The sequence below is a fragment of the Pseudomonas sp. RIT411 genome (assembly GCF_003057735.2).
In the GTDB taxonomy this organism is placed as follows: domain Bacteria; phylum Pseudomonadota; class Gammaproteobacteria; order Pseudomonadales; family Pseudomonadaceae; genus Chryseomonas; species Chryseomonas oryzihabitans.
The window spans coordinates 18,586-30,504 of record NZ_QBIZ02000004.1 but is presented as its reverse complement, the minus strand read 5'-3'; the positions used below and the strand labels follow the sequence as shown (position 1 = coordinate 30,504).

Genomic DNA, 11,919 nt, shown 5'->3' with positions numbered 1-11,919 from the left:
GCATGTTGTACATCCATTGCCCCCACTGCGGGGAACTGCGCTCCGAAGAAGAATTCCACGCCGCCGGCGAGGCGCACATCCCGCGTCCGCTGGATCCCGAGGCCTGCAGCGACGCGGAGTGGGGCGATTACATGTTCTTCCGCGACAACCCGCGCGGCCTGCGTCACGAGCTGTGGGTCCACGCTTCGGGCTGCCGCCAGTACTTCAACGCGACCCGTAACACCGAGACCTACGAAATTCTCGAAACCTATCCGATCGGCGAGCAACCCCGCTTCACCGCCGAGCGAGGAGAGCGCACATGAGCCAGGTCCATCGACTCACCCAGGGCGGTCGCCTGGACCGCAGCCAGGCCATCACCTTCACCTTCAACGGTCAGACCTACCAGGGCTTCAAGGGTGACACCCTGGCCTCGGCCCTGCTGGCCAACGGCGTGGACGTGATCGGCCGCAGCTTCAAGTACTCCCGGCCGCGCGGCATCGTCGCCGCCGGTGCCGAAGAGCCCAACGCCATCATGCAGATCGGCGCCACCGAGGCCACCCAGGTGCCCAACGTGCGGGCCACCCAGCAGGCGCTGTACCAGGGCCTGGTCTCGGCCAGCACCAACGGCTGGCCGAGCGTCAACAACGACCTCATGGGCATCCTCGGCAAGGTCGGCGGCAAGATGATGCCGCCCGGGTTCTACTACAAGACCTTCATGTATCCGCAGAACCTGTGGATGACCTACGAGAAGTACATCCGCAAGGCCGCCGGCCTCGGCCGTGCGCCGACCCAGGTCGATCCGGATACCTACGACAACTTCAACCAGCACTGCGACGTGCTGGTGGTGGGTGGTGGCGCCGCCGGCCTGGCCGCCGCCCTGGCCGCCGGTCGCAGCGGCGCCCGAGTGATCCTGGCCGACGAACAGGAAGAATTCGGTGGCAGCCTGCTGGACAGCCGCGAGCGTCTCGACGGCGCCCCGGCCGCCGACTGGGCCGCCAAGGCCGTCGCCGAGCTGCAGGGCCTGGACAACGTGGTGCTGCTGCCGCGTGCCACGGTCAACGGCTACCACGACCACAACTTCCTCACCATCCACGAGCGACTCACCGATCACCTGGGTGATCGCGCGCCCCATGGCCAGGTGCGTCAGCGCCTGCACCGTGTCCGCGCCACCCGCGTGGTGCTGGCCACCGGCGCCCACGAGCGGCCGCTGGTGTACGCCAACAACGACCTGCCGGGCAACATGGTGGCCGGTGCCGTGTCCACCTACATCCGCCGCTATGCGGTGGCCCCGGGTCAGCGCCTGGTGCTGTCCACCAACAACGATTATGCCTATCGCGTGGCCCTGGACTGGCTCGAAGCCGGTCGCCAGGTGGTGGCAGTCGCCGATGCGCGCCCCAATCCCCGCGGCGCCTGGGTCGAGGAAGTGCGCAAGCGTGGCGTGCGCGTCATGGGCGGTACCGCCGTCAGCGAAGCCCGCGGCAATACCCGCGTGACCGGCGCCAAGCTCGCCACCATCGACCTGACCGCCTTCCGTACCCTGGGTGGCGGCGAGTGGCTCGATTGCGACCTCATCGCCACCTCCGGCGGCTACAGCCCGGTGGTCCACCTGGCCTCGCACCTGGGCGGTCGTCCGCTGTGGCGCGATGACATCCAGGCCTTCGTGCCCGGTCCGGCGCCGCAGAAGCGCCTCTGCGCCGGTGGCGTGAATGGCGTCTTCGCCCTGGGCGATGTCCTGGCCGACGGTTTCGAGGCCGGCGCCACCGCCGCGGCCGAAGCCGGTGCCAAGGTGGTCAGCGGCGAGCTGCCCCAGGCCGAATTCCGTCAGGAAGAGCCGAGTCTGGCGCTGTTCCAGGTGCCCCACGACAAGCCGTCGTCGCGGGCCCCCAAGCAATTCGTCGACCTGCAGAACGACGTGACCGCCGCCGGCATCGAGCTGGCCTGCCGCGAGGGCTTCGAGTCCATCGAGCACGTCAAGCGCTACACCGCCATGGGCTTCGGCACCGACCAGGGCAAGCTGGGCAACATCAACGGCCTGGCCATCGCCGCCCGCGTGCAGAGCAAGGCCATCCCGGAAGTCGGCACCACCATGTTCCGCCCGAACTACACCCCGGTGACCTTTGGCGCCATCGCCGGTCGCCATTGCGGTGCCCTGTTCGAGCCCAAGCGCTACACCGCGCTGCACGCCTGGCACCTCAAGCAGGGCGCGCTGTTCGAGGACGTCGGCCAGTGGAAGCGTCCCTGGTACTTCCCCAAGGCGGGCGAGGACCTGCACGCCGCGGTCAATCGCGAGTGCCTGGCCGTGCGCCGCAGCGTCGGCCTGCTCGACGCCTCGACCCTGGGCAAGATCGACATCCAGGGCAAGGACGCGCGGGAATTCCTCAACCGCGTCTACACCAACGCCTGGACCAAGCTGGACATCGGCAAGGCGCGCTACGGTCTGATGTGCAAGGAAGACGGCATGGTCTTCGATGACGGCGTCACCGCCTGTCTCGCCGACAACCACTTCCTGATGACTACCACCACCGGCGGCGCCGCACGCGTCTTCGAATGGCTGGAGCTCTACCACCAGACCGAATGGCCGGAGCTGGAGGTGTACTTCACCTCGGTCACCGACCACTGGGCGACCCTGACCCTGTCCGGTCCCAACAGCCGCAAGCTGCTGGCCAAGCTGACCGACATCGATCTGGACAACGCCGCCTTCCCCTTCATGGCCTGGAAGGAAGGCCAGGTGGGCGGGGTACCGGCGCGGGTGTTCCGTATCTCCTTCACCGGCGAACTCTCCTACGAGATCAACGTGCCGGCCAACTACGCCATGGGCGTGCTGGAGCAGGTGGTCGCGGCGGGCAAGGAATTCGACCTGACCCCCTACGGCACCGAGACCATGCACGTGCTGCGGGCGGAGAAGGGCTTCATCATCATCGGGCAGGACACCGATGGTTCGGTCACGCCCCAGGACCTGGGAATGGGCTGGGCGGTGAGCCTGAACAAGAGCTTCTCCTTCATCGGCAAGCGCGGCATGCATCGCCAGGATTGCGTCCGCGAGAATCGCAAGCAGCTGGTCGGCCTCAAGCCCCTGGATGCCCGCGACGTCCTGCCGGAAGGGGCGCAACTGGTGTTCGAGCGCAACCAGCCGATCCCCATGGACATGGTCGGTCACGTGACCTCCAGCTACCACAGCGCGACCCTGGGCTACGGCTTCGCCATGGCCATGGTCAAGGGTGGCCTGGGCCGCATGGGCCAGACCGTCTACGCCCCGCTGGCCGATGGCCGCTACATCGCTGCCGAGATCGTCTCGCCGGTGTTCTACGACCCCAAGGGTGAGCGGCAGAACGTCGCCTAACGAGGATAGCGCCCCATGAACAACATCAATGTCTACGACCAATACTCCGCCACGGCGCGCGCCGAATCCCCGCTGTTCCACGCTGAGCTGAACAAGCTCGCCGGCCGCGGCCCGGCCACCGCCGGGGTGACCCTGCGCGAGCGGGCCCTGCTGGGGCATCTGGTCCTCCGTGGCGATGCCCATGACGAAGGCTTCACCGGTGCGGTGCAGAGCGTGGTCGGCCTGGAAGTGCCCGGTCCCCTGGCGATCACCCAGAAGGGCGAGAGCTCGCTGCAGTGGCTCGGCCCGGACGAGTGGCTGCTGGTGGTGCCCGGTGGCAGCGAGTTCGCCACCGAGCAGGCTCTGCGCCAGGCCCTGGGCGAGCGCCATGTCGCCATCGTCAACGTCGGTGGTGGCCAGACCCTGGTCGAGCTCAAGGGCCCCAAGGTGCGTGAAGTGCTGATGAAGTCCACCTCCTACGATGTCCATCCGAGCAACTTCCCGGTGGGCAAGGCGGTGGGGACGGTATTCGCCAAGTCCCAGCTGATGATCCGCCATACCGCGGAAGACACCTGGGAGCTGGTGGTGCGACGCAGCTTCGCCGACTACGTCTGGCTGTGGCTGCAGGACGCGAGCGCCGAGTACGGACTGCGCATCGAGGCCTGATCGGTCGCTGCGTCCAGTCGTTCTCTCGAACCCGACCTGCGTGAGGCGCAGGTCGGGTTTTGTGATTCTGGCTTCATCTCCATGCAAAGGAATTCATCATGAGCCGCACGCCCGATACCTGGATTCTCACCGCCCAGAGCCCGAGTCGCCTCGGCACCGTGGACGTGGTCACGCGCTACCTGTTCGAGCAAGGCTGCTATGTCACCCAGCATCACAGCTTCGACGATCGCGAAGCCCAGCGCTTCTTCATCCGGGTGGAATTCCAGGTACCCAGCGACTTCAACGAAGGCCTGTTTCGCGTCGGTCTGGACCTGCGCTTCACGCCCTTCGACATGACCTTCGAACTGACCCCGCCCGGCTATCGCGCCAAGGTCGCCATCATGGTCTCCAAGGCCGACCACTGCCTCAACGACCTGCTCTATCGCCAGCGCATCGGCCAGTTGCCCATGGACGTGGTGGCGGTGATTTCCAACCACCCGGATCTGGAGCCCCTGGCGGCCTGGCACGGCATTCCCTATCACCATTTCGCCCTGGATCCCCAGGACAAGCCGGCCCAGGAAGCCAGGGTCTGGCAGGTATTGCAGGAGACCGGTGCCGAGCTGGTGATTCTCGCGCGCTACATGCAGGTGCTGTCGCCCGAGCTGTGCCGTCGCCTCGACGGCTGGGCGATCAACATTCACCACTCGCTGCTGCCCGGCTTCAAGGGCGCGCGGCCCTATCACCAGGCCTATGCCAAGGGCGTCAAGCTGGTGGGCGCCACGGCGCACTACATCAACAACGACCTGGACGAAGGCCCCATCATCGCCCAGGGCGTCGAGTCGGTGGACCATGCCCACTACGCCGAGGACCTGGTGGCCCGCGGCCGCGACATCGAGTGCCTGACCCTGGCTCGGGCGGTGGGCTATCACCTGGAACGCCGCGTCTTCCTCAACGCCGGGCGGACGGTGGTGCTCTAAGGCCTTCCCGCTACCTCTTCAGGCAGGCTGTGAGATCGCCGAGGCGCTCGCAGCCTGCCTGCCTTGTATCACCTCGATCATCTCCCAGTCGCGCGGCGGCACCGTCAGGTGTTGCCGGGGAAGGCGTCTGCGCGTCTTTTGGTCAGGGCCAAAGGCGGAGCTCAGGGTCACGGGAGGCGGGAGCCGGTCAGGCGAGCCTGCTGGCTGCCGGCGATGGAGCAGGAGAGGGGCGCACCCGCCTCTGCAGCGGAGAGGCGGGTGGCGGGGCGAGCGCTCAGCCCGCCTGGGACAGGGTGGAGCGGACCGCGGGCGGGGCGACGTCTTCGCCGGCCTTTTCCAGGTTCTTGCCCAGCAGGGCGTGGTAGAGCTCCTTGTCACCAAGGATGCCCACGGCGCGGCCATCGGTCTCCAGCACCAGCTTGTGCCCGGTGTGGTAGCGGATCTCCAGGGCGTCGCGCATGCGGATATCGGCCGGTGCCAGGGTCGGCTGGCGTTGCAGGCTGTTGATCGGCATGCCCGGGGTCCAGCGTTGCAGGGCCAGGCTCTCGCCGCCGCGGCGCAGCGCCTTGACCGTCTGGTTGTCCAGGGCCAGCCAGATGTCGTGGCTGCGTTCCAGGCAGATCTCGTTGCCCTCGCGGCCGCACTTGTCCAGACCGCGCATCAGGCTGTAGCCGCTGAGCACGTTGAGCGGATTGGTGTGGGCGACGAAGGTGCGCACGTATTCGTCTGCCGGATTGAGCACGATGTCCTCGGGACGACCGTGCTGGATGATGCGACCGTCCTTCATGATGGCGATGTTGGTGCCGATCTTGAGGGCTTCGTCGAGGTCGTGGCTGACGAAGACGATGGTCTTGTTGACCTTGGCCTGCAGTTGCAGCAATTCGTCCTGCAGCTGCTGGCGGATCAGCGGATCGAGAGCGGAGAAGGGCTCGTCCATCAGCAGGATGTCGGCGTCCATGGCCAGGGCGCGGGCCAGGCCGACGCGCTGCTGCATGCCACCGGACAGGGAGTCGGGCTTCTTGTTGCGCCACTGGGTCAGGCCGACCAGCTCCAGCTTCTCCTCGACCAGCTTCTTGCGCTCGGCGGCCGAGCGGCCCTGCATCTCCAGACCGAAGCCGACGTTCTCGGCCACGGTCAGCCAGGGCATCAGGGCGAACTTCTGGAACACCATGGCGATGCGGGTGGTGCGCATGTCCTTGAGCACCGCGGGGGAGCAGTTGGCGATGTCCACCTCGCTGCCCTTGTGCTCGATCAGCAGTTTGCCGCGACTCACGGTGTTGAGGCCGTTGATGCAGCGCAGCAGGCTGGACTTGCCCGAGCCGGAGAGGCCCATCAGCACGCAGATCTCACCCTTCTGCACCTCCAGGCAGGCGTCTTCGACACCCAGCACCTGGCCGGTCTCCTGGAGGATTTCGCTGCGACCCTTGCCCTGGTCGAGCAGCTCCAGGGCGCGCTTGTTCTGCTTGCCGAAGATGACGTCGACGTGTTCGAAACGTATGGCGGTCATGATTTACTTAACCTCGCGAGGGGCGGGTTGCTTGCACACCCGGTCGAGCAGGATGGCGATCAGGACGATGGACAGGCCGGCTTCGAAGCCCAGGGCGATGTCCGCGGTGTTGAGGGCGTTCACCACCGGCTTGCCGAGGCCGTCGGCACCCACCAGGGCGGCGATCACCACCATGGACAGCGACAGCATGATGCACTGGGTGATGCCGGCGCCGATGCTGGGCATGGCGTGGGGCAACTCGATGCGGGTCAGCAGCTGCCAGCGCGAGCAGCCGAAGGCCTTGCCGGCGTCCATCAGCTCGGCGGGAACGTCCTGGATGCCCAGGCAGGTCAGGCGGATCGGCGCGGCCACGGCGAATACCACCGTGGAAATCAGCCCGGGCACCACGCCCAGGCCGAACAGGGTCAGGGTCGGAATCAGATAGACGAAGGTGGGGACCGTCTGCATCAGGTCCAGGACCGGGCGCAGGCCGGTGTAGAACCAGGGCTTGTGCGCGGCGACGATGCCCAGCGGTACGCCGACGGCGATGCACACCAGGGTGGCGAAGACCACCTGGGCCAGGGTTTCCATGGTTTCCTGCCAGTACCCCAGGTTGAGGATCAGCAGCAGGGAGACGAGGGCGAAGATCACCAGGCCGATGCTGCGTTGCAACAGATAGACCCCTACCGCGACCAGGGCAATGAAGGCCAGCGGGTTGAACCACATCAGGCCGGCGGTGAGGCCGTGGATGAGGCCGGACAGCACATCGGAGATCTTGTCGAAGACGCTGGCGCCATGCAGCGTCAGCCAGTCGATGAAGTCGGCGATCTGCTGACCGAGAGGGAGCTTGTGGTCGGTAAGTAACATAACGGTGCCCGTCAGGTAGGAGTGGACAGGTCGAAGCACGAGAACCGCGGATTCGTGCTTCGGCTGTGGCAGTACCCGCCCGAACTGGCGCGGGACAGTCGAATGTTATTGTTCTATCAAGGGGCCAGGGTGGCCTTGGCCGCTTCCAGCGCAGGCTTGCCATCGCGGGTGGTCACGCCGGCCAGCCATTGGTCGAGCACCTGCGGATGGGCCTTGAGCCAGGCCTTGGCGGCGGCGCTCGCGGCTTGTTTTTCGTTGAGAACCTTGTCCATCAGCTGGTTTTCCATGTCCAGGGTGAAGGACAGGTTGGTCAGCAGCTTGCCCACGTTGGGGCATTCCTGGACGTAGCCCTTGCGGACGTTGGTGTAGATGGTGGCGCCGCCGAAGTTGGGACCGAAGACGTCGTCGCCGCCTTCGAGATAGGCCATCTTGAAGCGGGTGTTCATCGGATGGGGTTCCCAGCCGAGGAAGACCACCCACTGCTGGCGGCGCTCGGCGCGCTGGATCTGCGACAGCATCCCCGCCTCGCTGGACTCCACCAGCTTGAACTTGCCCAGGTCGAAGGTGTTCTTGTCGATCATGCCCTGGATCAGGCGATTGCCGTCGTTGCCCGGCTCGATGCCATAGATCTTGCCGTCAAACTTGTCGGCGTTCTTGGCGATGTCGGCGAAGCTCTTCACCCCGGCGTCGTAGACGTACTGGGGTACGGCCAGGGTGTACTTGGCGCCCTCCAGGTTGGCGCGTACGGTCTCGACGCTGCCGTTGTCGGCATAGGGCTTGATGTCCGCCGCCATGCTCGGCATCCAGTTGCCGAGGAAGACGTCGATGTCCTTGTTCTGCAAGGACTTGTAGGTGACCGGTACGGAGATCATGTTGGTCGTGGTCTGGTAGCCGAGGGCGTGCAGCACCTCGCTGGTCACGGCCGTGGTCACGGTGATGTCGGTCCAGCCGACATCGGCAAAGCGCACCTTGGCACAGGAAGCCGGTTCAGCCGCCTGAACAGCGAGTGGCGCCAGCAGGGCGGCACTCAAGAGCCAACGGGAACAACCTTTCATGGACACATCTCCTTGCGTTTGGCGGGGTACCTTTCGGTGCGCCCCACGTGTATTTATCTGTAACCCATCCCCCCAGGCTCGCCTACCGCCTGCGTCGCTACCAGTGTACGCGGCGTCGTAACCAGAAGCGGAGATGTCGTATCCAGCGTGAGCCCCAGGGCACGTCCGCGCCCGGAGCGCTGTGGCAGAGCGAGAGAGGCGGGCAGCAGCGTCCCTCGCCGTGGCGGAACGCTGGCCAGAGGCGCTGGCGTCGGCCGGAGCGGCCCTGGATCAGTTGGCCAGACTGGCCTTCACCGCCACGTTACCCGGCGCGCCGCTGCGGGTGGCGACGCCCTTGAGCCAGGCGTCGAGGCGTTCGGGATTGCGCTTGAGCCAGTTGCGCGCGGCGCGGCGCGGATTGTCCTTTTCATTGAGCACCCGATCCATCAGCTGGTTTTCCATGTCCAGGGAAAACACCAGGTTGCCCAGCAGCCGGGCCACGTTGGGGCACTGCTGGGCGTAGCCCTTGCGCACCACCGTGTAGACCGTCGCCCCGCCCTGGTTCGGGCCGAAATACTCGTCGCCACCGTCGAGGTAGGCCAGCTTGTGCCGGACGTTCATCGGATGGGGTTCCCAGCCGAGAAAGACGATCCACTGGTGGTCCAGCAATTCCTTCATCCGCACCTGGGTGAGCATGCCCTGCTCGCTGGATTCATCGAGCTTGAAGTCGCCCAGGCCGAAGGCGTTGCTGGCGATCATCTTCTTCACCAGGGCGTTGCCGTCGTTGCCGGGCTCGATGCCGTAGAGGGTGTGATCGAAGCGCTCGGCGAAGCGGGCGATATCGGCGAAGTTCTTCACCCCGGCGTCATAGACGTACTGGGGGACCGCGAGGGTGTAGCGGGCCCCTTCCAGGTTGGCGTGCAGGCGTTCGACCGCACCCGCATCGACCCGCGGCTGACTGAGCTTGGCCTGCGCCGGCATCCAGTTACCGAGAAAGACATCGGCCTCGCCCGCGGCCAGGGCGTCGTAGGTCTGCGGCAGGGACAGGCGCAGCACCTCGGTCTCGTAGCCGAGGGCGCTGAGCAGATAGCGGGCCGTGGCGTTGGTGATATTGAGATCCGACCAGCCGACATCGGCCAGGCGTACCTGCTGACAATTCTCGGCTTCGCCTGCCTGTACGGCAGCGCTCAGCAACAGACCGGACAACCACAGCGCTGGGTAGATTTTCATCCTGAACTCCAGGGGTCGCGAGGGGAAGGGCCGCTGGCCGCTGCACGTACCGGTCCGTCTGGCCCAGGGGCTGGTGGCTTTTCGCCATAAGTGGCCAGAAGGGCGACGGACGGTCGCAGGGCCTGACCTACAACCGTGCCCGTTGAGTCGCCATGCCACATTTTGGCGCGCGTCGGTTACGTCTCGGTGTTACCGATGGCGTCCACCTGGCGAAGTGCCATCGGCAAAGGGTCGGTCTCGGATCAGAAAGGTCGCAAATAAAAACCCTAGCTAATCAACGTCATTGAGCGCTGCTGAATGGGTTGTTCGTGCCAGACAGCTTGCCTGGGCAGGGTTCACCCAGTTTCGGCATGGGAATTGCGACATGACTTATGCGTCCGCGACACATCTTTCACCCAACGTTGTCCGTCGCACCTCATTAGAGCCCAGCCAAGGGCCCCAGCCTGCGTGAAGGAGATTCAAACCATGTCGCCCATTCCCACCTCGTCACAGGCCCGTGCGATCCAGTCCATCGGCTTTCTGCTGCTGGACAACTTCACACTCATCTCCCTGGCGTCGGTGGTGGAGCCGCTGCGCATGGCCAACCAGCTGTCGGGACGGGAACTCTATCGCTGGTGCACCCTGAGCCTGGACGGCCGACCGGTGCGGGCGAGCGATGGCCTGCAGATCACCCCGGACAGCGCCGTGAGCGCCGCCCCGGTGATGGACATGGTGATCGTCTGCGGCGGCGTAGGCATCCAGCGCAGCGTGTCGCGCGAACATTGCACCTGGCTGCAGAGCCAGGCGCGCCAGGGCCGCAAGCTGGGCGCGGTCTGTACCGGCAGCTGGGCCCTGGCCCGGGCCGGCCTGCTCGATGGCTACGACTGCAGCGTGCACTGGGAAACCCTGGCGGCCCTGCAGGAAGCCTATCCGCGCGTGGTGCTCAGCACCCGCCTGTTCACCATCGACCGCAATCGCTGCACCGCCTCGGGCGGCACCGCGCCGATGGACATGATGCTGCACCTGATCGGTCGCGAGCATGGCCGCGAGCTGTCGGCGGCGATCTCGGAAATGTTCATCTACGAGCGCATCCGCAACGAGCAGGATCACCAGCGCGTTCCCCTCAAGCACATGCTGGGCACCAACCAGCCCAAGCTGCAGGAAATCGTGGCGCTGATGGAAGCCAACCTCGAAGAACCCATCGACCTCGACGAACTGGCGGTCTATGTGGACGTGTCCCGACGCCAGCTGGAGCGGCTGTTCCAGAAGTACCTGCACTGCTCGCCGTCGCGCTACTACCTCAAGCTGCGGCTGATCCGCGCCCGGCAGCTGCTCAAGCAGACCACCCTGTCGATCATCGAGGTGGCCTCGGTGTGCGGCTTCGTCTCTACCCCGCACTTTTCCAAGTGCTACCGCGAATACTTCGGCATCCCGCCGCGCGACGAGCGCCAGGGTCCGACCATCCAGCAGCCCATCGCGCTGATGCCGCTGTCCCAGGAATTGTCGCTGATGCCGGCCTCGTCCGCGCTGGCGGCCCTGAGCCAGGCCCAGGGCGAATCCACCTTTGCCAGCGTGCGGCTGTAAGCCGCCTGCGGCCGCCTAGCGACCGCTGGGCAGGCTGAGCAGCAGCGCCGCCGTCTGCAGATCCGGCTGGCCGTCGAAGCGGCCCGGCCGGTACTTCATCTGGAAGGCGCCGATCACATCGCGGGTGGCCGCATCGAGCACGCCGGTGCGGGGCACCGTATAGCCGATCCGTGCCAACTGGTCCTGGAACCAGGCCGGGGGTGGCAGCACGCCGCCCAGGCTGGCTTGACGCTGGGCGACCACCGCCGGATCCGGCCAGTTGATCAGGCCCGCGGCGGCCAGGCGCGCCCAGGGAAACAGCGGACCCGGATCCTGCTTGCGCCCCGGGGCGATATCGCTGTGGCCAACGATGGCGCGGCGATCCAGGCCATGGCGTTGTTCGATGTCCTTGAGCAGCGGAATCAGCGCCTTGATCTGGGCTTCGCTGAAGGGATACCACTGGCGTCCTGCCGGGGTGTCGCGAAAGCCCAGGTTGACCATCTCGATGCCGATGGAGGTGGAATTGAGCCAGGTGCGGCCTTCCCATTCGCTCACGCCGGCATGCCAGGCGCGGCGATTCTCGTCCACCAGACGATAGATGGTGCCGTCGGTATCGATCAGATAGTGGGCGCTGACGCCGGCCTGGGTCAGCAGCTTGAGCGACTGCTTGGAATCGGCTGCGGTGTAGTGCAGCACGATGTACTGCACCCGGCTGTCCTGATCGCGGGCGGTGTAGTCGTCATTGATGCGGGGGCCGCTGGAGCAGCCGGCCAGGAGCAGGCCGCAGAGCAGCCAGGGGAGGAGCTTGAAGGGCTTTCGCACGATTACCTCGCGAACGTG

10 protein-coding genes are annotated in these 11,919 nt (G+C 66.0%); 5 read left to right on the top strand and 5 right to left on the bottom strand.

Going from position 1 to position 11,919, the window contains the following annotated elements; genetic code table 11:
• Positions 1 to 2: 2 nt before the first annotated feature.
• The 4 genes from DBY63_RS07690 to DBY63_RS07675 all read left to right on the top strand — a co-directional run bounded on the left by DBY63_RS07690 (position 3) and on the right by DBY63_RS07675 (position 4,920).
• Positions 3 to 302, top strand: a complete 300-nt coding sequence (locus tag DBY63_RS07690) for a sarcosine oxidase subunit delta (protein ID WP_017639232.1) — start codon at positions 3 to 5, stop codon at positions 300 to 302.
• The gene (locus DBY63_RS07685) at positions 299 to 3,319 is read left to right on the top strand and encodes a sarcosine oxidase subunit alpha (RefSeq protein ID WP_108582761.1); all 3,021 of its coding nucleotides are present in this window, start codon (positions 299 to 301) and stop codon (positions 3,317 to 3,319) included. The genes DBY63_RS07690 and DBY63_RS07685 overlap by 4 nt, the downstream gene beginning before the upstream one ends.
• Positions 3,320 to 3,334: 15 nt before the next feature.
• Positions 3,335 to 3,964: a sarcosine oxidase subunit gamma family protein gene (gene soxG, locus DBY63_RS07680; RefSeq protein ID WP_042134845.1), complete on the top strand. Its 630-nt coding sequence runs from the start codon at positions 3,335 to 3,337 to the stop codon at positions 3,962 to 3,964.
• Positions 3,965 to 4,062: 98 nt separating this feature from the next.
• Positions 4,063 to 4,920, top strand: coding sequence for a formyltetrahydrofolate deformylase (locus DBY63_RS07675; RefSeq protein WP_108582762.1), 858 nt, complete (start codon positions 4,063 to 4,065; stop codon positions 4,918 to 4,920).
• 274 nt (positions 4,921 to 5,194) lie between these two features.
• Here DBY63_RS07675 and choV read toward each other — a convergent pair whose 3' ends face one another.
• The 4 genes from choV to choX form a co-directional block, all read right to left on the bottom strand.
• A complete protein-coding gene (choV, locus tag DBY63_RS07670) occupies positions 5,195 to 6,427 on the bottom strand; it encodes a choline ABC transporter ATP-binding protein (protein ID WP_027598622.1) in 1,233 nt (410 codons plus the stop codon).
• A gap of 3 nt (positions 6,428 to 6,430) precedes the next feature.
• Complete coding sequence (gene choW, locus DBY63_RS07665; protein ID WP_027598621.1) at positions 6,431 to 7,273, bottom strand: choline ABC transporter permease subunit; 843 nt, start codon at positions 7,271 to 7,273, stop codon at positions 6,431 to 6,433.
• Between the two features lie 116 nt (positions 7,274 to 7,389).
• Positions 7,390 to 8,328 carry a choline ABC transporter substrate-binding protein gene (locus DBY63_RS07660; RefSeq protein ID WP_027598620.1) on the bottom strand — a complete coding sequence of 313 codons (939 nt, stop codon included), beginning with the start codon at positions 8,326 to 8,328 and terminating at the stop codon, positions 7,390 to 7,392.
• A 270-nt stretch (positions 8,329 to 8,598) separates the two neighbouring features.
• Entirely contained in the window at positions 8,599 to 9,537 is a 939-nt protein-coding gene (gene choX, locus DBY63_RS07655) for a choline ABC transporter substrate-binding protein (protein WP_108582763.1), read from the bottom strand.
• A gap of 465 nt (positions 9,538 to 10,002) precedes the next feature.
• On the opposite strand from choX, the gene DBY63_RS07650 reads away from it, so the two are divergent.
• Entirely contained in the window at positions 10,003 to 11,100 is a 1,098-nt protein-coding gene (locus DBY63_RS07650; RefSeq protein ID WP_037006569.1) for a GlxA family transcriptional regulator, read from the top strand.
• Between the two features lie 15 nt (positions 11,101 to 11,115).
• On the opposite strand, the gene DBY63_RS07645 is transcribed toward DBY63_RS07650, so the two are convergent.
• Complete coding sequence (locus tag DBY63_RS07645; RefSeq protein ID WP_042134837.1) at positions 11,116 to 11,901, bottom strand: N-acetylmuramoyl-L-alanine amidase; 786 nt, start codon at positions 11,899 to 11,901, stop codon at positions 11,116 to 11,118.
• Positions 11,902 to 11,919 lie beyond the last annotated feature (18 nt).